This is a genomic window from Desulfobacterales bacterium (genome assembly GCA_029211065.1).
GTDB lineage: Bacteria > Desulfobacterota > Desulfobacteria > Desulfobacterales > JARGFK01 > JARGFK01.
In genome coordinates this window covers 1-21,600 of sequence record JARGFK010000006.1, presented here as the reverse complement: position 1 = coordinate 21,600, position 21,600 = coordinate 1, and the positions used below count along the sequence as shown (strand labels likewise).

Here is a 21,600-nt window from a genome sequence, read left to right as displayed (position 1 = left end):
CTGGAAAATTTTTATCCCAAAGGGGTGGATTCTATGCTAACAATGGGTATATTATAGAAATCAGCCTACTTCCGACAGGAAAAAAACCATATGCGTTTCAGAAGATTCGTCATCCGCGGACTCCTTTACGGACCGTACCTTTTTCATAAAATAACCGGCACCGGTCCCTTCGGTCCCGGCGGAGCCGTCTACCTCCAGGAGCCGTCTCGCCAGGATGGCCAGGCATTGAAGGCGGCACTCTTCAGGCATTACGTTAAACAGTATCATGAGGCGTCCTGTTCGGTGGCAAGCGTTGTCATGGCCGTCAATGCCATTCGGGAGGTGCAGGTCGGCCGGTCGCAGCCCATCACCCAAATGGATATTCTCCAGAAGGTTCGGACCGGCTATTGGAAGGAAAGGATGAGCGCCGAAGGCCACAACGGCAGGCGGGGACTGCCCCTGCCGCTTCTGGGAGAGATCGTCAAAAGCAGCCTCGATATTTACGGCGTCGCTTATAAAACCATCGAAACCGTCCCGGGCGCGCAGGGTGCCGGTCCGGCGGAAAGGAAAAGGGAAGAACTGCGCGACCGCCTGACCGATTTTGAGACAAAGGGAGACTCTCTGATCATCGCCCACTTTGGTCAGGGTGCGTTTGTCAAGACCCTGAACATTCCCCATATTTCACCGGTGGGCGGATTTGATACCCAAAGCGGCCAGGTGATCATTCTGGACGTGGACCCGGATCAGGCAAACCCCTACCGGGTCCCTTTTGATACTTTCTGCAAGGGTCTATTCAGCAGCTATAATCCGATTTTGAGACTGTTCGGATACCGGACCGGCGGATATGTTTTTATAAAACTGACATAACCGGTCCGTTATTTTACGAGTCGATTATTTTTGTAACAGATGTCAAAAAAACATCAGGATTATCGTTCAATCGGAATATGTTTTCGGCAATGACGCTAAGTGGCGTTTGACGATATCTTAACAAAGCTCCCCGGCTTCTTGGGAGATATGCACGTCCGGGTTGCCTTTGCGGCGACGGATGACCCTGACATTGCCGGCTGTTTTTGGGGCGGAGGCCTTCTGATTGCTGCCCTGATTGAACTGTGCCAGCAGTTGGAACAATTTTGCTTCAATTTGTTTTAGTTTCGCTTCTTCCATTAATCTTTTAATCCTTCTTCTTTTATCAGTTGATTCATTCATACCGGCCACCCCCCGCTGCACTATCGCGCGAAGGTCCTTCAGTGTCCCTCGTGTTTTCACAGCCTTTTGTAAATACTGAGATTTATGTAAATCAAACGCGAAAAATGGGAAATAAACCAGGATTTTAATACCGTTTAGAACGGAGATTGGCTGGATTCCTATTTGCGACGAATATATCCGTCGTGCCGTTGTCTATATTATATTATACCGGCTTGGCAAGCATTATTTTCACATCGGGTTGTTTATGAGGGAAAAAATATTCACGGTTACAGCGGTTGTCAACATACTATTCCGTACAAACATCCAGATCCATTTTGCCCGGGTTCAGAATATTTTTGGGATCCAGGGCCTGTTTGATCCGGCGCATCACCCCCATGGCCACCGCACTGTGTTCCAGGGACATGAAATCCGCTTTGCCGAGACCGATGCCGTGCTCCCCGGTGAGGGTTCCGCCCAGTTCGATGGCCCGGCGATACAGTTCGGCCCGGGCTTCCGTCACCCGGCGCGATACATAGGGGTCGGTGCTGTCGTAAGTAAAGTGCGGGTGCAGGTTGCCGTCGGCCACGTGCCCTACGGTGACCAGCAGGATATCGTACTTGACGGCAAGTTCCGCGATCACCTCGAGCATATCGACCACCTTTGAAATCGGTACGGTGGTATCTTCACTGATGACCGTGTTGTTGAGCCGGGCAATCACCGGATAGGCGGATTTGCGGGCGGCCCACAGGGCTTCGGCTTCTGTCGCGGTCTGGGCCATGCGAACGCCGGAAGCGTTGTTTGCCTGGAAGATTTTTGTGATTTTGGCCATCTGGGACTCCGTTTCGGTCTGGGTGCTGCCGTCGGTTTCCGCCAGCAGGATGGCCGCCGCCTCGGGCAGGTCCATTTTCGTATTCTGGTTGATGGCCAGGATACAGTTGCGGTCGATCACTTCCAGCACGCTGGGGACGGCCCCGGATTTCATGATCGCGGCCACCGCCCGTCCGGCATCGCTGAGATTTTCAAAGGTGGCCATGGCCGTTGAAGTAGCCGGCGGGCGCGGGTCGATCCTGAGGATGATTTCGGTAATGACCCCCAGGACCCCCTCCGAGCCGACAAAGAGCCGGGTGAGGTCAAGGCCCGATACGCACTTTAAGGTGTGAGAGCCGGTCCGCAGAATCTGACCGTCGGCCAATACGACCTCCAGCCCCAGGACATAGTTGCGGGTGGTCCCGTACTTGGCGCCCTTGACGCCGCCGGCATTGGTGGCCACATTGCCGCCCAGGGTGGCCACCTTACCGCTGGCCGGCTCCGGCGGAAAAGAAAAGCCCAGCGGTTTCAGCGCCCGGTCCAGGTCGCCGTACACAACGCCGGGCTGCACCACCGCCAGGCGGTCCTCCGGGCTGATCTTGAGAATTTTATTCATCTGAATCAAGTCCAACACGATGCCACCCTTGATCGGGACCGTCAGGCCGGAGACGCTGGTGCCCGCCCCCCGGGGTGTGACCGGGATGTTTTCCTGAAATGCCGTTGCCATGATCGCTGCGACCTGTTGGGTGGTGGTGGGGCAGACGGCGGCGTCCGGAAGATGCTTGAACTCGGACGCGTCGGATGCGTAGGAGATCCTGTCGATGATCTGGGTCCTCACATTATTTTCGCCAACGATTTCTTTTAAACATTCGAGTATGTCGGGATGCAATGGGTTGCCCTCCGTTCTGCTGTTAGATTTTTATAATAGCGCCTGTCTCAGGAAAAACATTGATCATTCGACGGCGTCCATCAGACCCCTTTTCCCTCCATGAACAATCCGTTTTTTGAAACGGGTTTGCGACGCAAAGGTTTCATTCAGATGAAGCGGATTGATATCGCCGGACACATCCGCAAAAAGTTTCACCCGCTCTTCCGTCAAGACCCGGGAATAAACCGCGCTCATTCCCACCGTTATGTCTTCAAGGTAGTAACCGTGCAGTTGTCTAAAGTTTGGTTCCGACATGTATCTCACCGGTTGTATCTGTTTCAATTTCCAATCCCCTGCGATCACTGCGGATTTCAGGGCATTCGGTATTGTTGCGGTTTCAGCGCCGGATCCCTATTTATCAATAGTTGACGGTATAATCAACGTCGACTGAGATATACAATTTGCGGCGGCTATAGGCCTGTGATGATCCGCCCGGGGATACAGGCGCGACACGACCCGGCCCGAAAGCGGGCGGCATCCGACAGCGCAAGGATGCCGATGATATCGTCGGCATCCTTCCCGTGTACAAACAACCGTTGCACATCTTTGAGCAGCATCAGTTGGAGCGCATGCGACAGCAGGTCGGACCGGTCGCAGGACTGCACCGGGGAATTCATGATTTCGCTGGCGGCAATATCCGGGGCAATCCCATGATTGTAAGCGATGATGAGGTCCGTCTTGGAGATGACACCGGTGGGTTTTCCCAGGGCGTTTCGAATCAAAACGGCGCCCAAATGCTGGGCGAAAAGCCCGTCGATGACCTGCTCAATCCGGTCTTCTTCCAGATAATAGGTAACCGCAGGGGTCATCACGTCTTCTACGATCAGTCGCTGTCGGGTTTCGATTGCTCCCTGGTCCAGTCTTCCCTTTACGGCGCTTTTGCTGCACTCGCGGCAGTATCGGTAGAGAAGACCCACGATATCGGAATAGGATAAAATGCCGACGGCCTGTTTAGACTCAGATTCTAAGACATATAACTGGTGAACGCCGTTTTGCTGCATGGTGTCCAGGGCTGTCTCAAGCTGGTCGTGGGGAAAGCAATAGAGCAGCGGGCTGACAAAAATACTTTCCAGAGGTGTTTCCGCCGAGAGCCCGGCGTAAAAAGCGCCTATGAGATCGGTTTTGGACACCAGGCCGACGGCCTGACCGTTCCGGTCTGTTAACAGTACGGTGTTGATTTTATGCTTAATCAGTGTGCCGATGCATTTGGTGATGATTGTATCCAGGGACAGCCGGATGACCTGCTTTCGCATGGCCTCTTTGACGGGAATACCGCTTATAACGCTTCTGGTTTTTACGATAGCCATGGTTGTTTACCCCGGTTCAGAGGTCCGATTATTTTATCAGCTTTTGCAGCAGATAGTAAAAAACATCAGAAATATAGACGATTCCGATGATCTTGCCGTCTTCAATTACGGGGATTCTTCGGATATGTTTGCGAATCATCAGATCGACGATAACCATGATGTGGGTATCCGGTTCGATGGTGATTACATCTGCCGTCATAATGTCGCCGACCCGGATGGATCTGACGCGAATGGACAGATCGTCAAAGAGAAGATTCGGATCAAGATCGTCCATTTCACCCCAGATATGAATATGTTTGGGCTGAATCAGCATCAGGATGTCATACATGGACAGGATGCCCGCAAGCGATCCCGTTTCATTCGTGACCATTAGCCCGAATACTTTTCGCTTTAAGGCGGCACTGGCTTTATAAAAACAATTAACCGCTTCGGCCAGGGTGTCCGTCGGGCGTAAGGTTTGAAAGTCCGTATTCATTATGTCTCTGGCAATCATGAGTCGAGTCGTCCCTTGATGGATTTAACCCTTTTCAGGCGCCTGGCAGGTTTTTGTTTTTCGCTTCACCGGATTATTGAAGAACACCGCGGTCCCGCCCCGGCGGGAACGGGGATGTGCACGATGCTGCGGTTCAATTCGTTCTGATGCCATGGCAATAAAAAAAGATAATCCAAGTTTAAAATAGTATACATCATCTTCCGGCGACAGACCACTTTTAAAGCACTATTTATGATTTAACATTTCGATATTAAAGTCAATTTTAAAATCGATGATCGGCGGGTACACTTGTTGCTTATTCTATGGGCAGAAGTATGCGTGGATGTCGTTTTGCGTCATCGTTAATAGGATAAACAAGGGCCAAGGTTTTAAACGGAATCAAAAGAAAATACCAATCAGGGGGAAGAATTGATTATGAGAACGTCATTAAAAGGCTGCCTTTTTATGGTCTTGTTCAGCTCATTCGTATTTATCTATTTTTCCTTGCCCTATTTAACGCCACCGGTCCGCATCGTCCCGGACGGGCTGATTTTCGGGAAGGGACGGATCGGCTTTCTGCTTCTGATTGTTTTATGTATGACCGGCGCTTTTATCGTAACGACGTTCATGCATTGCAGTTGCCATATCATTCGGAAAATATTTTTTAAAAAGAACAGAATCGGTGAGGTTTTCGTATCCATGGGTCTGATCACACCGGACGATCTGGCGGCTGCATTATCGACCCGAAAGATTAGAATCGGAGATATTCTGATGCAGAAAGTCCTGATGACAGAAGTCCGGAAAGACCGGGCGCCGGTTTTCTGGGAAAATAATTATATGAATATGGGCGAGCTGCTGGTGAAAATGGGTTTTTCAATAGACGATGAAATTCAGTGGGCTTTAAACCAAAAAAAAATAATACGGGTTGAAATTCTGAAAAAAAAGAAGCTTGTCATCTGAATGCGCAGTGTTTCCCCCTAATCCCCGGTCGTTTTCTAAACGCTCCCCTCCTGTTTCCTCCTGGGAATTTCACTGAAGGCTGCTCGACTTTGACCGGAGGATGTATTAGTTTACGCTATAACAAAATCAGCATTCAGATAGGGTTCGATCCTGATGGGCCTTGACGGCTTCAGGCGTTGTTCCGAATCCGGTACTGTTCTGATTGAAAATGCTAAAAGGAGGGTGCCATGAAACGCTACTTTTTATATATGATATTAATTCTGGCGGTTCCGAGCTTCGTATTCGGCGCTGCCGGTTCAGCGGTGACTTATCAGGTGGATGGAAAATCATATGAAGGGTACTACGCCAGCCCTTCCGGAAAGGCGCCGCTGGTTTTGCTGATTCATGATTGGGATGGGCTGACAGATTACGAGGTCAAGCGGGCTGATATGCTTGCGGAACTGGGCCATGCTGTTTTTGCCGTCGATTTATTCGGCGCCGGCGTGCGGCCGACCGAGGTCAAGGACAAACGCCAGCACACCGGTGAACTTTATAAGGACAGGGCAAAAATGCGGGCATTGATGCAGGCGGCCCTGGATACGGCAAAGAGCAGAGGGGCCGATGTTAAAAATGCGGTTCCCGCCGGCTATTGCTTCGGGGGCGCAGCGGTGCTCGAACTGGCGCGATCAGGAGCGGATCTGAAAGGGTTTGCCACGTTTCACGGCGGACTGCAGACGCCGGAAGGGCAGGATTACAGTAAAACCCGCGGGGAAATTCTGATTATGCACGGGACGGCGGATTCGGCCATTACCATGGATGCTTTTGCCGGCTTGGCCAAAGAATTGGAATCGACCGGCGTTCTCCACGAAATGATATCCTACGGCGGCGCACAGCATGGTTTTACCGTTTTCGGGGAAGGCCGCTACCAGGAAGCGGCGGACAGAAAATCCTGGAAACGCTTTCAGGAATTTTTGTCCCAACGGTTGAAGTGAAGCGCCGCAGCGAAACTTTCTTTGTTTTTAGCTGTTGTCATAATTCCATTCCGATACAGCCGCCGGACAATTCAGTGGTAACATATTTTTGACAACCACTCCAATGACTGCGATCGCGTGCATCATAACCTGTAGCCCCCGGATGGCCGGGGAAAGGAGAAAACCATGGGAGAAATAGTTCATACATCGCGTATCAGGATTGTGAGGGAAAAGGGCCCCACCCGCAGGGCCACCATCGAGGGGTTCGACCAGCCGGTCTACTACGGCGTCCACGGCGGGATAAAAAAATTCTACCGCATCGACCCTGAGGAAGAGCACGCTGCCACGCTGGACCATATCGTAGCAGCCACCGCCGGCTGAATGATGGGGACACTGGCCGCGGTGCTGGCCGGAAAAAAGATTCCCACGCCTGAAGACCGTTACTGGGCAACCGTCGAGGGGGATATCGAAAGTGTAAATGAAGTGCTAAAAATCACACGGATACGGGTCAAATACCACCTGAAGATCCCCGGGGAAAAGCGCGCCGATGCCCAGGAAGCGTTTTCCGCTTACATTACGAGATGCCCTGCGGCCCAGAGCGTGATCGGGTGCATCGATATCAAGGATGATATCGAAATCGAGGAAACGGCTGCCTGATTTTTAGTAGTCTGCTTGTCCCTCTTTATTTTGCCCGCAAATATTGCGGCGGCCACGGGATATCGGCGTTAAGGGCCTTTGCGGCCGTGAGCGGCCAGTAGGGGTTCCGAAGCAGTTCGCGCCCCACGATCACCGCGTCGGCCTGGCCGGTTGTGATGATCTGTTCGGCCTGGACCGGGTTTGTGATCCGTAATCCGCTTTAATGCCCGCGCGTGCGCATCGGACCAGATCCCGAGGTCGTTGGGAGAAATACGCCCCTGGGGCGAAACCGCAGCGGCCTCGGTCAGGACCAGCGAGACGCCGCCGACTGCGCGGCTGCCCAGGTGGACCAGATGCCAGTCCGTCGGCAGACCATCGGCGCTGGTGTATTGGCACATGGGAGAAAGAAAAATTCTATTTTTGAATTCAATGCCCCTTAAATGGAAACGGGAAAATAATTTTCCTGTCATCACAGACCTCCGGCGGTTGATTCAGCCCGTTACCGGGCGTTTCTGAATATGGTTGTCGCGCATAAACTGTCTGAACAGGTCATACTGTTGCGGGTTAACCGCCAAGCGGCCGTTTATCATCAGAGAAGGGATATACTCCGGGTCGACCTGTTGGGCGCGCAGCCAGTCCTCATCGACTGCAGGGGCAAAGGCCCGGGAGTCAATTACCTGCCGGGCTTCCTGACGCGGAAGTCCCACGGCGCCGACGATATCCATAAGAACAGGAACGCGGCCGATATTTTTTCCCTCTGCAAAATAAGCGGTGAACACAGCCTTATGAAAATCATCCCCATAGTCTCGGGATTCAGCCCATTTGCCGACTTCATGGGCAAAGCGGCTATTGAATGTCATGGTCCGGTGTCCGAACGGCAGTCCGGCCGCTTTGGCGGCTTTTTTGAGGCGGATATTCATCTCATGAATATCCTTGCCGCTGCCTGCGAATACCTGTTCGAGTGAAAGCCCCTCCTCCGGCGTATCCGGCCGGAGCGGGTAAGCAACCCAGCGTGTTTCGATCTCGTATTCCTTCTTAAGCCTTTCAATACACCCGGTAATGAAATAGCACCACGGTCAGGTGTAATCGGAAAAAATTTCAAGAATCGCTTTTTCGGTCATTTGAGCTCCTTTCTCTTATGATTAGACGCGCAGGGTTTGATGAGGCTCCCGGTGAGAAGCGTTCCGGCAATGCCGACGGATTCAAGGTCCAGAAAAATTTCTGCAGACCGCCTGAACAGGATGCTGCATTGAGCCGGATAGGGGCCGTCTGCGTCATTGTAGCGCAGGACCACAGGGACCCGGGGAAGGGCACTAAACTGCATGGCAAGGTCGAATGCCGGGAAGTCGCCCGAAGGGATCCCGCCCAATTTAAGGGAAGAAACCCGGAGCTGTTCCACTCTGCCGGAAAATGAGGTTTCGCTGTGATATCCGTATCCTTCAACCGGTCGCGGCATTTCTTTTCAGCTTCTAAAAACAGTTCAGTGGGGCTTTTCATATCGCTGACGATACTCCCGCCTATCCTCGCAGATGGTGCTTCCCTTAAATGGTTTCCTATTGAAATGGAACTGTCCGGAGGCCGTGATGGAAAATTACGTTGAAAATTGCTATAACAGAAATGCTGCCGCAACACAATTGGTGAACCCCACGACCGGTTGCCCCGGGGGTTTTGAAAGTCGGACGCATTCTGCTACCGGCACCGGAAATACGCTAAGCGGGTTCGCTGAAAAGGTCATGGGTCGGGCTGTCCCAGCGGTATGGTTTATCTTCTTGACAGGTCCTAATAATTCTGATATTATGATTTGTGCGGCCGGATTTAAAAAGCGTCCCTTTTCTACCAACCAAGCGGGTGATGGACCTAAAACGATTAATGAGGAAAAATGGAACTTGTCATCAAAAAGATTCTGTACGCGACCGACCTGTCCAAAAATTCGGCATATGCCTTCCAGTACGCAATGGATTATTCGGAAAAACACGACGCCCAGATCGTCATCCTGCATGTCTACGAAAAGTTGAGGTGGGCGGACATGACGGAACTGGAAGACAACCTGCAAATTGCCGGACAGATGAAAGCGGGTTTGAAAAATAAAGAAAATACCGCCAAAAATATCAGAGAGCGGTTGGGCAAATTTTGCGAAAAAATAAGAAAAGATGATCCGTCCTGTACGTTCAACGTAGATAAAATCGAGGTATGCGAGGGCTATCCCGCCAACACGATTCTTGAAAAAGCGGATGAGTTCGACTGCGACCTGATTGTGATGGGAACCCACGGCAAAGGGCGCATTGCCCATGCGTTTCTGGGGAGCGTGGCCGAAAAGGTGCTGCAACGTTCGCGCCGGCCCGTCTTCATTATTCCTTTGCCGGAAGAGGATACCGAACTGTCCTATTTGAACTGATACCGGCGTATGTCTCTTTCCGGAAACAGATTTTTCGGGTGGCGTCCCCCCAGCGTTTTTTTTGCGCCAGCAATTGTAAAAACACCGGGCCGTCATTTACGACCCTTCCTCCGACGACATCGACCCCGCGGGCAAAAAGCGCGTCCGGGAAGTATCCTGCCGTGGGACCGATGACTGAGACAAAGGCATCCGGAGAACAGCAGTGAAGGATCTCATCCAGGGAATGGTTCAACACGGTCGTACTGGTGCATAAGATTTTATTGCAGGCGTTTAATTCGGATATGTCCAGGGTGATGGGCAGATGGGGAAATTCCTGGATCAGCGCCGCTTTTTTTTCGATGATAACCATTTCCGCGCCGGCGGTCTGAATGGTTTTAATCAGCGGGTGGAAAAGTCCGACCATCCCGACCCTGTCTCCCGGCGACACCGACAACAGCCCCAGTGAATCGGTAGCGGTATCCACCGCAAAATGGGTTTCCCGCATCACCTGCTGGCAGATTGCGTTAATGGCAGCCAGGCTGATCATCTCTTTGACAGGATCATCATTGCCGAATTCAAGGGCCAATCCCCCCGGGTCTTTCCCGATAAAATGCGATGGCCGCAGCGCCGTGTATGCTCCCATGTTATCATCCGGCAAAAGCACATAGCTGATGCCGGCCGCCCCGCCCTCCAGGCAGACGGCCATAAACTCGGTGTCTTTTGACTGGCCGCCTTTTTGAAAAGGCGGGAAGAAAATGTCTGCGATGGGTGGAATGGCAAACGTTGCCGTTAATCCCGTGATCATACCCTTAAATTCATCTTCCAGACTCATGGCTGCCTCCCGGTGACGTTTGTCTTATCTTAAACCACACCCTTGAATTTTTTTCATTGTTTTCAATCGACCGCTGTTATTGCCGTCCCCTGACGCCCAGACCCTGCGACCCCATTGCCTTCTCATCGGTCAGGGATGGGTCAGTTCCGGAGAATCGATTTTCTGTAAAATCATTCGAAATTCGGCTTCCGAAATGCGGGTCTGCCAGTGCCCGGTGATGCGGGCCGTATACACCAACCCCGCAAAAAGAAAAATGATGACGGCGCCGAGGGTGATCGTTGACCAGGCTTTCCGGCCGAACCCCGCGGTTTTAAGCTGCAGCGTGTTTTTTGCCGGGCAGACGTCGGTGCAGTCCATGCATCCAATGCATTCAGGACTGTGAACGCGAAGTTTCCGGTCAACCGGCAGATACGAAGGGCATATGCGGGTGCAGCGGCCGCACCCGATGCATTTTTCCGGATCCCGCTGAATCCGGGTGGGGCCTGCAAGCGCAAGGAGGCCCATTAAGGCGCCGTACGGGCACAGGTACCGGCACCAGAAGTTTTTCACAGGCAGCGAGGCCAGCGTCAGAAATAAAAGCACGGCTCCCGACAGGGCCGACATCCTTGTAAAAAAGAAAAGCATCTTTACGTCGGACACTTTGTAATAGGGCCCCTGGAGAAATGCGTGGATGTCATTTGAGTCCATGGAAAATATGATCCAGACGAAAAATCCCAGAAGGAGATATTTAACGCTTCTGAGAGGATAATCGAGCCAAGGGGGCAACTGGAAGTTTTTTCCGAAAACTTTTCCGCCGAGCTTCCATAACCATTCGGATAACGAGCCCACAGGGCAAAACCAGCCACAGAACGATTTTCGCAGCATCAGGGAAACCAGGCCGGCAAACCCCAGAATGACCATAGCGGCCGGGTGAACCGGATCCCAGGCGCCGGTCGCGGCAAACAGTTTCCAACCCATCAGAGCGCCGATGGGGAGAAACCCCTCGACACCCGGCGGCCGCGCCACAATGATTGCGTCATTATGGAATGCCTGGAAAACGTATATGGAAAACTGGATGCCGATGGCGACGGTTAAAACAAAAATCAGCAGCTGCACCCAATTGCGTATACTTCCGGTTCCCATTTTTTTATGACCGTTTTGCGGCTGCTCTATAAGCGGTTTAAGAGGCTTTTCTGATCCGGGCAAGGGCTGCGATATTACTTTTTTTCCTTCCGGCCTACCGGATGAACACCTTTTTTGCATTTCAACAAAAACATAAGGCTTTCTCGGCTTTTGCAATAATTGCGTAAGCATACCCCGATTACATTTAAAATACATTGACTTAAATCAAAAAAAATCCCGCCGTCGTTATTTCCCCCGGCGCGCTTCACCCAGATTTTTCCCTTCTTTTTGCCGCCCGGCGTGTCCCGATCCCGTGGCCCGAATGTCCTGGACATTCAGGCAGTGATGGCTTATGTTTGCGAAATCCAAACAATCATGCGCTGTTTAGACCATCTGTGGACTTGCTCATTATTTGAGATCGAAAGGGATCGGAAATTTCATGCGTGAACAACTTACCGTTAAAACCGTCGCCATCTTTTTTCTGCCGCTGATCCTCATGATGGAATTGCACCAGATCTCGCACTCGGTCATCCAGGCCTTTCTTGCCCGTCTGACCGATCCGTTGCTGGTACTTGCCGGGTTCAGCCTTGCCTTTACCCTCAACAACATGATCAGTTGCGTAAACCAGAGCGCCATTCAGGCCGGGATCTCCTTTATTTCGGATCGCCGTTCATTCTGGCGCCTGGTCAAATTTTACGCTGTGATCGTGTTTTTTCCCTTTGGACTGCTCCAGACCGTCGCCCTGACGCGCCTGGGGGACATCGTTTTTGGCGACTGGATCGGAGCCAGCGCTGAAGTCATTTCAGAAGCCAAAGCTGCCTCCGGGATCCTGACGCTCTGGATCTACCCGATCCTGGTGAGAAATATCGCCTTTTCCCTGGCATTCATCCAAAAACGGACCATTCTCATTACTTATGCCACCGTTGTAAGGCTCCTGGCGCTGTTCGTTTTTCTGTTCATATATCCGTTCTGGTTGAAAGGCGCAGCCATTGGGAGTGCGGCCCTGGTATCCTGCATGGCATCAGAAGCGGTGTTCATGGCCGTCGTAACCTACCCCTTTTTTTCGAAACTTCCCCGGGACAACGGGGCGCTGGTGCCGTATCGGGATATGTGGCGTTTTTCCTGGCCGTTGATGATTGCCCAGATCACGGAAAACGGTGTGGCGTTTATCATAAACATGTTCCTGGGCCGGCTTGTAAACCCGGACCTCGCCATCGCCGGCTTCGGGGTGACCTATGCGATTGTAAGGGCTATTTTAGCCCCCCTGAAAAGTCTGGTCCAGACGGCGCAGACGCTGCTGCACTGCCGGGAGGACCTGGTTGCGCTGCTGAAGTTTACGGCCTGGCTGCAGCTGGCCTTTGTCGGGATCATCTTCGGGTTATTTTACACCCCGCTGCGAATCCCGGTTTTGGACGGTGTCATGGGATTGACTTCGGAGTTGCGCAATTACATTACGCCGGGTCTCAGACTGACTTTTCTGGTGGCGATTTTCTGGGGATTTTCGGCGTTGTTTCGCGGGATGCTTTCGGCGGTTCGCGCAACATTCGCCATTGCAGTGACCGCTTTTATCCGGCTGGTTGTCATCGCGCTTGTGGGCTGCGCGGCTTTATTGTGGCCCGATCTTAACGGCACCGTCGTCGGCATTGCGGCCATGAGCGGCGCTTTTTTAGCGGAAGCCCTGGTGCTCGGCCGGCGGCTCTATATCCGGTTTAAACAGGCAGGACCCTGGTCCGTTTCAGCAAAAACCGGTGAGGCGGCCGTTTAATCTTGCGTCTGCATGACCCGGTCGGCGACGTCTTCGGCCTTTCTGAAAACGTCTTTATCCTTTGCAATTTCTCCCAGTTCTCGAATGCCCCAGGACCGGATTTGATATCGCTCATTAATTCCGTACCAGTCCCAGAACTCGCCGTAGCGCGGGAAAATATCGGCGAATTTGCTTTCATCGGGACGCCCCTGGACCTGGATAAAGACAAGTTTTTTTCCCGGAGCCAGCCGGCTTTTGACTGAACTTGTCCGGTAATCCGGTGTGAAAAAAGAAAACATCCGGTCCACAAACCCTTTGAGCTGGCAGGTGATGTCTCCGAAATAGACGGGCGTTGCCATGACCAGCAGATCAGCCTCACGGACGGCATCCAGCACCCGGGTCAGATCATCATCGAGGACGCACCGGTCCAGTTTTGTTTTGCAGGCCATGCAGGCCTGGCAGCCATGGTAGGTCAGTTTGTTCAGGGCGAACGTCTGTACTTCTGCGCCGAGGCTTTCAATCCTGTCGCAGAAGTGCTTGGCAATGGCATTGCTGTTTCCGTTGGCTCTCGGGCTTCCCAATACGCAGACAGTTTTCATAAGGAACCTCTCATTAAGTTGTTTTTCACCCCGTCCGGTTGCGGCGGAACGGTTCACCTTATCTATCAAAAAATTTTCGTAAATCCCAGCTTTTCTTCTCGCCGGTTGTCAGCCGTCATTTTCGGAGTGGCCTTCGCTCCCTATAAATCCCGATTTTTTTGTTGACTTATTTTCCCGGTTCGTTATAAATTCAAACTTACCCCCTACTCGATGCTGGGGCCCACCCATATATGGAGTGGCCTTCTACCCCAGAAAGGTCACTCCATTTTTTTGCCTGCCATACAGGAAAATCTTATTCCGGGAAAAGGAGAAAGAGATGTCGGTAAAACATCCTGAATGTCCTCTTTATAATCATGATAACTGCCGCGAGCTTGACAATCCGAAGCTGTGTGCACTTGTTCGTGAGGACAAAATCTGTATCAGGAAAGATAGTAGGCCGGAAAAGAAAATAAAACCTTCAAGACTTGAGTCCTGTTACGGAGATTTATTATAACCCCGGTCATTATCAAACAGCTCCCGCATCTGGTCTGGAATGGCCGGCGTTTTGAGGGTTTGCGGCACTGTGTCGCCCGGCAGCCGCAAGGTGAGTGCGTGCGCGTGCAAAGCGAGACGGTGAAAAGCAAAATTTCTGCTGAGGTAGCTTGCGGCCCGCCTGGACCCATAGCGGGAGTCACCGACCACCGGATGGCCGGCCAGTTTCGCATGGCGCCGGATCTGGTGCCTGCGGCCGGTGAGAGGCTCGATTTCCACCATCGTGTAATGGGCACTGCATTCAAGGACCCGGTAACGGGTCTCAGCATTTTGCCGTTGTCCGGCGCCTTCAGGGCTCAAACGCCCGCCGGCAGTTTTTGCAAGCTTCCGGCGCCATGTCCCCCACGGGTCGTTTAGCTGCGGGGTTTCCAGCCGGCCATGCAAGATAGCGACATATTGCTTTTTGACCTGGCGGGATTCAAACTGCTCTGAAAAAAATCGAAACGCCGCCGGGGTGACGGCCAGTAAAATAATTCCGCTGGTTTCCTTGTCGAGGCGATGGACCGGATTAACGCCGAAATCCGGATCCATATCCATCTGTCCGGAGGCAGCCGGTTCTCTTTGAATAAAGGCGGATACCAGGGAGCAAATATCCCGCCCGGGCGCATTGTGCACCGTTACGCCGGCGGGTTTATTTGCTGCCAGCCAGCCTTTCCCGGCAGCTATTACCGATATCGATAGTGATTTGCTGTCGATTATTTTCATTCTCGATATATCAATAGACGCCTCTAATTATTCAAGGTTGCTTAATACATGAATTCGGGATCAACCTCGAACAGGGCTTTTCCGGTTTTCAGGTAGGACTGGATATTCTCAACAGTCTGTTCAATGTTGAGGCGCGCGGCCTGGGGGGTAAACCCGGCAAGATGCGGGGAGAGGATCACATTGGAAAGTTCATGGAACGGAAAGCGGGACGGCGGCGTGGCCGTTGATTTGCCTTTTTGCGGATAGACATACCAGACATCGATGGCGGCTCCTTTTAGAATGCCGTCTTTCAGCGCGCGGTAAAGGCCTTCTTCATCCGCAACCCCGCCCCTGCCCACATTGACCAGAAATTTTCCGTTTAAGCGCGACAGAATCTCTTTGGAAAACAGCCCCTTAGTGTCATTTGTCAGGGGCAGGGTGATAAAGATGAGCTCGCTCCGTTCAAGAGCCCCGTCTAAATCAAGGGTGATTTCGTCAAAAAAATCCGGGATGCGTTTGATGGGACGCTTTTTGAAACCGATTACCCGGCAGCTAAATACCTTTAAATATTTTGCGATATATTGTCCGATGGCGCCGGTCCCGATCACCGCGCATGTCCGCCCCTCAATGGAATCCCAGGAATCCTCCACATTTCCGGTGGCCCAGTAGCCGTGCCATTGGAATTTTTTAAGGTCGTTGTGATAGTCGATGAGTTTCCCGTAAAAGCCCAGCGCCATGGCAACGGCTCTTTCGGCGACATACGCGGCGTTTCCGTGGACATTGGCGACCCGGATGTTGCGTTTTTTTATCTGGTCAAAGGGCAGGGCATCAGGTCCCGCATAGGGGACAAATATCATTTTGAGATTCCGGCACTTTTTTAAAAGATCAGCGGTCAGTTCTCCGGTGACGATGGCGTCGGCATTTTCAATTTCCCCGTTAATCCGATCCTTATCGGTGATAAAATCGACATGGCTGAATTCCCGGCGCAGTCCTTCAATTTTTTGGAGCCAAAATTGATTCAATTTATTGTAAAAAACAAGTTTCATCTCACTTCCGTGGAATTTTAATCAAATCCTAATCAGCAAGGCCCTTATCCCCATCATCTTTTTTTCTCAGGATAACCAGACCGGAACTTGTTGGCGTCGGGGCCTGTCTTTCTTTACTTTGATCCTTAAGGTCGCTTTCAATCAACTGTTTAAGTTTCTCGTCCAACTTCCTTCGGTCCAAGCCGCTTCTCCTCTCAGGGACCTGATCTGTTGAAAGTGACTTTCTCCTGTCGGCACCTTGACGTCTGTTTTTATAAATGATCTCCACCGGCATATGAACCCCTTTACAATTAAAACCCCAGCATGAAACTTGTATTATTTGTACCCGATGTCAGCCGGTTTTTCAAGTGGTGTCGTCCCCTTATCAATATAACACCAGCCGCCTCCGAATTCCGTTTAATATTTTTTCCGATCCACCAGAGGCTGTCAATTTAGAGAGAATTCTGTTAGCATTCTTACGGAAAAAAATGGGCGCGCTGAAACGACGGTCGCGCCCCACGGTCCATCGCGTAAAACATGATTTTTAAAACAGGCATCTACAGCGAAAATCCGAACCGGGCCGGCGTGTTGCTTGAGAATGGCCCACCCTCAAATTTTTTATCAGGTGAAGTATATGCGACCCTTATTAAAAGTACTTTGGAACCTTTTTCTTATTTTTATCGGCACCGTTATTATTTCGGCCGCAATTAAGGGCATCCTTATCCCCAAGCAGTTTTTAGCCGGCGGGATTCCGGGACTGGCCGTTTTGATTCACTATATCTTCCCGAAATTCCCGGTGGGGCTGATATTTTTCGCGCTTAATGCGCCTGCTTTTATCATCGGGTGGATATTTGTCAACCGACGTTTCTTTCTTTACAGCCTTGCCGGCATGTCTATATTCTCGGCGGTATTGTTATGGCCGTATCCGGTGATTCCCATTCATGATTTGATTCTGAGCGCCCTGACGGCCGGGATCATGATCGGCGTGGGCTCGGGCATCGTGCTGCGGTCATACGGGACCATCGGAAGCCTGGGCATTCTATCGGTCGTTTTCCATAAACGATATTCCATCCGGCCCGGAACTACGATTCTGTGCTTCAACGTCCTGTTGCTGCTTTCGGCCGCCTTCCGGTTTCCCCTGGAAATGGTATTATATACGCTGATCCATCTCTACGTGGGGCGGCATTTCATGAATTTTGTAGTCTTTGGTCTCAGTCAACGCAAGTCAATCATGATTGTCTCCGCGCAATGGAAAGAAATTTCCGATAACATCATGAATGAATTGCAGCGAGGGGTAACGGTTATGCCCGGCACGGGCGGATATACCAATCAGGAACTGCATATTCTTTATACCGTAATCACATTCAATGAACTCGTCCGGCTGAAAGAGTTCATTCGAAAGTCAGACCCCAGCGCCTTTGTGGTTGTGACGGACACCCTCGAGGTAATGGGTAAAAATATCGGCAATCAGCCGCACTGGTAAATCCAGCAGGGCCGCTTCAGTTTCTGTATCAATATACCAATAGAATGTACCACTTATCACACCCGTATCTGATGCCCAGGCCTTTGTTAAGTCAGACATATCGAAGGTTTTAAGATCGGTTGATACTCTGAGGTTTTAGGCATATATCTTAACCAATTATATTCTGTGGTGATTTTGCTTATAATCATGACTCTTAAAAATTTTGACACACCCCGCTCAACGACCGCTTGGACAATATCTCTTATGTAACACCTTGAAATGCGAGATATTTTCCTTGCACCTGCCATTAAAACTGTTATATTATCAGCTCCAAGTATCAGAATAACTTCAAATAATCCGTATTCAGGAATCCTGTCACAAGGAAAGAGCGCTGCCCCGGGGCACGCTTGACTTCTCAATGATGGTAAAGGAAGTCCGCAGATAGACCAGGGCTAAGATAGAAGCCCTTGTTTGGAAGTTCATTATTAGATTTGCCGCAACCAGCTGATTGGAGAACGGCCGCCTAAAGCCGTTACCGCCGGCGCAAAGCAGATTGAGGACTTTCTCCGAAAATTTAGGAAAAAGGTCAGCACAACATCGAAAAGTCATTAGGGGTTAAGGAGTAATAATGGCACAGCTCGAGCACATCGATGCCATTGAGAAACGTCTCTGGAATGCTGCGGATACGCTGCGTGCCAATTCAAACTATGCCAGCAACGAATATTTCCTGCCTGTAATGGGTCTGATCTTCCTGCGCCATGCCTACAGTCGTTTTCTGGCCGTAAAGGATGATATCGAAGCCAACCTGCCCAAGCGCGGCGGCAAGACCCGGCCTCTGACCAAAGAAGATTTTTCCCAGAAAAGCTCTATATTCCTAAGACCCAAGGCCCAGTTCGACTATCTAGTGGCGTTAACGGACAGTGACGATCGCGCCAGGGCCATCGTCGAAGCCATGGAATCAATCGAAAGTGATTACGAGAACCTTCGCGGCGCCCTGCCCAAGAGCGAATATCAGGAATTGTCCAACAGTGTCCTCGGCCAGCTCCTTCGGACGCTCAATCCGGATGAACTCAAGCGGATATCCGGCGATGTGTTTGGCCGCATCTACGAGTACTTCCTGACACAGTTTGCCGACCAGAAGGCCCACGACGGCGGCGAGTTTTTCACACCCGTCTCGCTGGTCTCTTTGATTGCCAACGTGCTGGAACCCGAAGGCGGAACCGTGCTGGACCCAGCCTGCGGTTCCGGCGGCATGTTCGTGCAAAGCGCGCGTGTCGTGGAGCGACATCACGAAAACCCTTCCGAAAAGCTGACCTTCTACGGTCTGGAAAAAAACGCCACAACGATTCGACTATCCAAAATGAACCTGGCCGTCCACGGCCTGGAAGGCGATATCCAGAAGGCCATCACTTATTATGATGATCCGCATGAATTGCTGGGTAAGGCGGATTTTGTCATGGCCAATCCGCCCTTTAATGTGGATGAGATCGACGCTGACCAGCTCAAGAACGATCCGCGCCTCCCCTTCGGCCTGCCCGGCGTGAACAAAAAGAAAAAGGTGAGCAACGGCAACTATGTCTGGATCAGCTATTTTTACAGCTACTTGGGCGAAAAAGGCCGGGCCGGATTTGTCATGTCCTCCCAATCCTCCAGCGCCGGTCGAGACGAAGCCAAAGTGCGGCAAAAACTCATCGAGACCGGCGATGTGGACATTATGATCGCTATTCGCTCCAATTTCTTTTATACCCGCACCGTGCCCTGCGAGTTGTGGTTTCTCAACCGTGACAAACCCGCAACGCTTCGCAATAAAGTGCTCATGATCGATGCACGGAACATCTATCGCAAAGTCACCCGCAAGATTTACGATTTTTCGCCTGAGCAGGAACGGAATATTCTCGCCATTGTCTGGCTCTACCGGGGGCAGACTGATAAGTACCTAAACTTGGTCGCTGATTACTGCCGAAAGATACTGGAAGAGGCCGCCGCATGCTTCAAAGCTGCCGACGCAGACGGTGAGGTCATCGAGCCGTTGCCAGGTTTCCTTGCTGCCCTCGATGTCTTGCTCACTATCCTGAAACCTTGTCTCAAGGAGCTGCCGAAAGATGGCCCTCATTCCGAGGTGAAAAAGGAACTTGATCAGGCACTGCGTGTATTTAAAGCAGATGTCACGAAGTTTGAGAAGACCTTCGCTGAACAGCAGATCGCTTGGAAAAAGCAGAAAACCGGCAACGGCACACTGAAAAGGGCTGTGGAGCGCCTCTCACCCCTTGCCGAAACTAGCCGTGACCTGATCAAGCAGACCGACATGGTTCATAAACTCGCTTCGACCCTGGTCGAAGTGGTTCAAAAAGCACCCTCACCCCAGACCTCTCCCAAAGGGAAAGGGGATAACGGCAATGTGGCAATACGCAACCAGTTGAAACAGCTTGAACAGACGCGGGCAAAAGCCGTCGAGTACCTCAAGCAGGTGCGCTACTTCTGGAAACAGGCCCGTTGGCTCACAGAACGTTTTCCCGATGCCGAACTGTGTGACATAGAGGGGCTTGTCAAGCTGGTGGACCGCTCCGATATTGAAGCCAGTGATTGGAGTCTCACTCCTGGCCGCTACGTGGGTGTTGCTCCCGAAGCGGAGGATGAAAACTTCGACTTCGAAGAAGCCCTGCGGGAGATTCATGCGGAATTGGAGGATCTGAACGCCGAAGCTGTGCAATTGGCTGAAACCATCAAACGTAAATTCCAGGGATTGGGGATATGAGTTGGGAAATCATCAGCCTTGGTGAGTTCTTGACGTTGAAAAGAGGTTACGATCTCCCCGCATCAAAGAGAGAAGAGGGCAACATCCCGGTCGTTTCATCTTCTGGTGTCACTGGTCATCATAGTATCGCAAAGGTCACTGGACCAGGTGTTGTGACAGGTCGCTATGGTACGCTCGGTGAGGTTTTCTTCGTAAAGGAAGACTTTTGGCCACTGAATACATCTTTGTATGTCCAAGACTTTAAAGGCAACGACCCGCGTTTTACGGCCTATGTACTCAAGAATATTCTTAAAGGTACTTCCAGTGATAAAGCTGCGGTACCAGGTGTAAACCGCAACGACCTTCACACTATGAAAGTCACAGTTACTAGTGTCTCGTCAACCATCAATTGTCGGATAGAGGCGGCGTAGTTTTATCCTGGCATCCTCGGCAGTGAATTGCCAGTTTACCTTAGCGCCTTTGTTGTCTCTGGCTCTCTGCCATGCCGCAACTTCTTTTTTAACAATTTCGATGTCATCAATCCTTCTTTTAAGGCACTGTCCCGTAAGTACGTTCAGCTCTATCTCGGCCATATTCAACCAGCTTCCATGCTTTGGGGTATACACAAATTCAAACTTGTCCCACAAAGCTTTTGCCTTATTTGGCGGAAATGATTCATAAAGAGATCCCGGGTTGTGAGTGTTCAGGTTATCCATCACCAAAGTTATCTTTTCTGCGCTTTCGTATTGACCAGCGATTTCTTCAATAAAACAAGCCCAGTCCCGCTTGGTTTTTCTTTCAGTGACTTTGACCGTACGCGTGCCTGCCAATGGCTCGCAAGAAATGAAAACATTGCAGACGCCGCAACGCTTGTATTCATAGTCATGCTTGGCCGCCTTCCCTGGCGATGCAGAAATTGGAACCTTGGTTGGTAGTGTATAATCTTTTGTGTAAATTTTAAAATGGTATAAAAAAGGGCGCTTTTCCTTTAAAAGGGTTTTTGGCAAAAACACCGAAAGAAAGGAAAAGCACCCATGAAACTGGAAATTAGCGTACCAGAGGTTGTAAGTATTTTCAAGGAAATCCAGCGGCAGCCGGAGAATATTTTTGAGATGATTCGCGTGGAGATCAAAGAGAGCGTCGGTCAATACCTGACCAAGATGATGGATTTGGAGCGCACCGAATTTCTTGGGCGGCAATGGTATGAGCATGCTCAGGGAGATGTGAATCATCGTAATGGTTCCTATTCTCGCAACTTCACATTAAAAGGTATTGGCGCTGTCAAGGTTG

Annotated in this window: 25 protein-coding genes and 1 pseudogene; 11 read left to right on the top strand and 15 right to left on the bottom strand. The window is 51.2% G+C overall.

What is annotated here, in order from left to right; genetic code table 11:
• The first annotated feature begins 90 nt into the window (after positions 1–90).
• Complete coding sequence (locus P1P89_02510; GenBank protein ID MDF1590362.1) at positions 91–846, top strand: phytochelatin synthase family protein; 756 nt, start codon at positions 91–93, stop codon at positions 844–846.
• Positions 847–963: 117 nt separating this feature from the next.
• Here the strand turns inward: P1P89_02510 and P1P89_02505 are convergent, their stop codons facing one another.
• From P1P89_02505 to P1P89_02485, 5 genes are all read right to left on the bottom strand, one after another.
• A complete protein-coding gene (locus tag P1P89_02505; protein ID MDF1590361.1) occupies positions 964–1,143 on the bottom strand; it encodes a hypothetical protein in 180 nt (59 codons plus the stop codon).
• A 328-nt stretch (positions 1,144–1,471) separates the two neighbouring features.
• Positions 1,472–2,860, bottom strand: coding sequence for an FAD-linked oxidase C-terminal domain-containing protein (locus P1P89_02500; protein ID MDF1590360.1), 1,389 nt, complete (start codon positions 2,858–2,860; stop codon positions 1,472–1,474).
• Positions 2,861–2,923: 63 nt separating this feature from the next.
• Positions 2,924–3,154 (bottom strand): MaoC/PaaZ C-terminal domain-containing protein, encoded by a 231-nt coding sequence (locus P1P89_02495; protein ID MDF1590359.1) that lies wholly within the window; start codon positions 3,152–3,154, stop codon positions 2,924–2,926.
• A gap of 155 nt (positions 3,155–3,309) precedes the next feature.
• Positions 3,310–4,206, bottom strand: a complete 897-nt coding sequence (locus P1P89_02490; GenBank protein ID MDF1590358.1) for a CBS domain-containing protein — start codon at positions 4,204–4,206, stop codon at positions 3,310–3,312.
• A gap of 28 nt (positions 4,207–4,234) precedes the next feature.
• Positions 4,235–4,681 (bottom strand): CBS domain-containing protein, encoded by a 447-nt coding sequence (locus P1P89_02485; GenBank protein ID MDF1590357.1) that lies wholly within the window; start codon positions 4,679–4,681, stop codon positions 4,235–4,237.
• A 432-nt stretch (positions 4,682–5,113) separates the two neighbouring features.
• Here P1P89_02485 and P1P89_02480 point away from each other — a divergent pair, with 432 nt between their 5' ends.
• From P1P89_02480 to P1P89_02465, 4 genes are all read left to right on the top strand, one after another.
• Positions 5,114–5,638, top strand: coding sequence for a hypothetical protein (locus P1P89_02480; protein ID MDF1590356.1), 525 nt, complete (start codon positions 5,114–5,116; stop codon positions 5,636–5,638).
• Positions 5,639–5,865: 227 nt separating this feature from the next.
• Complete coding sequence (locus P1P89_02475) at positions 5,866–6,609, top strand: dienelactone hydrolase family protein (protein MDF1590355.1); 744 nt, start codon at positions 5,866–5,868, stop codon at positions 6,607–6,609.
• A 165-nt stretch (positions 6,610–6,774) separates the two neighbouring features.
• A complete protein-coding gene (locus P1P89_02470; GenBank protein MDF1590354.1) occupies positions 6,775–6,969 on the top strand; it encodes a hypothetical protein in 195 nt (64 codons plus the stop codon).
• Positions 6,970–7,245, top strand: coding sequence for an OsmC family protein (locus P1P89_02465; protein MDF1590353.1), 276 nt, complete (start codon positions 6,970–6,972; stop codon positions 7,243–7,245).
• Positions 7,246–7,313: 68 nt separating this feature from the next.
• Here P1P89_02465 and P1P89_02460 read toward each other — a convergent pair whose 3' ends face one another.
• Genes P1P89_02460 through P1P89_02450 form a run of 3 tightly spaced genes read right to left on the bottom strand, consistent with a single transcriptional unit; the run spans position 7,314 to position 8,680 of the window.
• Positions 7,314–7,694 carry a hypothetical protein gene (locus tag P1P89_02460; GenBank protein ID MDF1590352.1) on the bottom strand — a complete coding sequence of 127 codons (381 nt, stop codon included), beginning with the start codon at positions 7,692–7,694 and terminating at the stop codon, positions 7,314–7,316.
• 21 nt (positions 7,695–7,715) lie between these two features.
• The gene (locus P1P89_02455) at positions 7,716–8,285 is read right to left on the bottom strand and encodes a DsbA family protein (protein ID MDF1590351.1); all 570 of its coding nucleotides are present in this window, start codon (positions 8,283–8,285) and stop codon (positions 7,716–7,718) included.
• Between the two features lie 56 nt (positions 8,286–8,341).
• Complete coding sequence (locus tag P1P89_02450; protein MDF1590350.1) at positions 8,342–8,680, bottom strand: DUF3786 domain-containing protein; 339 nt, start codon at positions 8,678–8,680, stop codon at positions 8,342–8,344.
• A 423-nt stretch (positions 8,681–9,103) separates the two neighbouring features.
• On the opposite strand from P1P89_02450, the gene P1P89_02445 reads away from it, so the two are divergent.
• On the top strand, positions 9,104–9,619 hold the full coding sequence (locus P1P89_02445; protein ID MDF1590349.1) for a universal stress protein: 516 nt from the start codon (positions 9,104–9,106) through the stop codon (positions 9,617–9,619).
• Here the strand turns inward: P1P89_02445 and P1P89_02440 are convergent.
• Both P1P89_02440 and P1P89_02435 read right to left on the bottom strand, forming a co-directional pair.
• Entirely contained in the window at positions 9,573–10,430 is an 858-nt protein-coding gene (locus P1P89_02440) for a DUF364 domain-containing protein (GenBank protein MDF1590348.1), read from the bottom strand. The genes P1P89_02445 and P1P89_02440 overlap by 47 nt on opposite strands.
• Before the next feature lie 129 nt (positions 10,431–10,559).
• Positions 10,560–11,525 carry a 4Fe-4S binding protein gene (locus P1P89_02435; GenBank protein MDF1590347.1) on the bottom strand — a complete coding sequence of 322 codons (966 nt, stop codon included), beginning with the start codon at positions 11,523–11,525 and terminating at the stop codon, positions 10,560–10,562.
• A 445-nt stretch (positions 11,526–11,970) separates the two neighbouring features.
• On the opposite strand from P1P89_02435, the gene P1P89_02430 reads away from it, so the two are divergent.
• Positions 11,971–13,296: a hypothetical protein gene (locus P1P89_02430; GenBank protein MDF1590346.1), complete on the top strand. Its 1,326-nt coding sequence runs from the start codon at positions 11,971–11,973 to the stop codon at positions 13,294–13,296.
• Here P1P89_02430 and P1P89_02425 read toward each other — a convergent pair.
• The 4 genes from P1P89_02425 to P1P89_02410 form a co-directional block, all read right to left on the bottom strand.
• A complete protein-coding gene (locus P1P89_02425) occupies positions 13,293–13,874 on the bottom strand; it encodes a flavodoxin family protein (GenBank protein ID MDF1590345.1) in 582 nt (193 codons plus the stop codon). The genes P1P89_02430 and P1P89_02425 overlap by 4 nt on opposite strands.
• A 474-nt stretch (positions 13,875–14,348) precedes the next feature.
• The gene (locus tag P1P89_02420) at positions 14,349–15,110 is read right to left on the bottom strand and encodes an RNA pseudouridine synthase (GenBank protein ID MDF1590344.1); all 762 of its coding nucleotides are present in this window, start codon (positions 15,108–15,110) and stop codon (positions 14,349–14,351) included.
• Positions 15,111–15,151: 41 nt separating this feature from the next.
• Entirely contained in the window at positions 15,152–16,135 is a 984-nt protein-coding gene (locus tag P1P89_02415; protein ID MDF1590343.1) for a 2-hydroxyacid dehydrogenase, read from the bottom strand.
• Positions 16,136–16,163: 28 nt separating this feature from the next.
• The gene (locus P1P89_02410; GenBank protein MDF1590342.1) at positions 16,164–16,409 is read right to left on the bottom strand and encodes a hypothetical protein; all 246 of its coding nucleotides are present in this window, start codon (positions 16,407–16,409) and stop codon (positions 16,164–16,166) included.
• A gap of 339 nt (positions 16,410–16,748) precedes the next feature.
• Here P1P89_02410 and P1P89_02405 point away from each other — a divergent pair, with 339 nt between their 5' ends.
• The 3 genes from P1P89_02405 to P1P89_02395 all read left to right on the top strand — a co-directional run bounded on the left by P1P89_02405 (position 16,749) and on the right by P1P89_02395 (position 20,741).
• Positions 16,749–17,597 (top strand): YitT family protein, encoded by an 849-nt coding sequence (locus tag P1P89_02405; protein ID MDF1590341.1) that lies wholly within the window; start codon positions 16,749–16,751, stop codon positions 17,595–17,597.
• A gap of 607 nt (positions 17,598–18,204) precedes the next feature.
• On the top strand, positions 18,205–20,331 hold the full coding sequence (locus P1P89_02400; GenBank protein ID MDF1590340.1) for an N-6 DNA methylase: 2,127 nt from the start codon (positions 18,205–18,207) through the stop codon (positions 20,329–20,331).
• Positions 20,328–20,741, top strand: coding sequence for a restriction endonuclease subunit S (locus P1P89_02395; GenBank protein ID MDF1590339.1), 414 nt, complete (start codon positions 20,328–20,330; stop codon positions 20,739–20,741). Before P1P89_02400 ends, P1P89_02395 begins: the two co-directional genes overlap by 4 nt.
• On the opposite strand, the pseudogene P1P89_02390 reads toward P1P89_02395, so the two are convergent.
• Positions 20,709–21,239: pseudogene (locus P1P89_02390) on the bottom strand (IS630 family transposase). The gene P1P89_02395 and the pseudogene P1P89_02390 sit on opposite strands and share 33 nt — an antisense overlap.
• A gap of 105 nt (positions 21,240–21,344) precedes the next feature.
• Between P1P89_02390 and P1P89_02385 the strand changes: the two are divergent.
• Positions 21,345–21,600 (top strand): transposase (locus tag P1P89_02385; GenBank protein ID MDF1590338.1); only part of this gene is annotated, 256 nt, incomplete at its 3' end.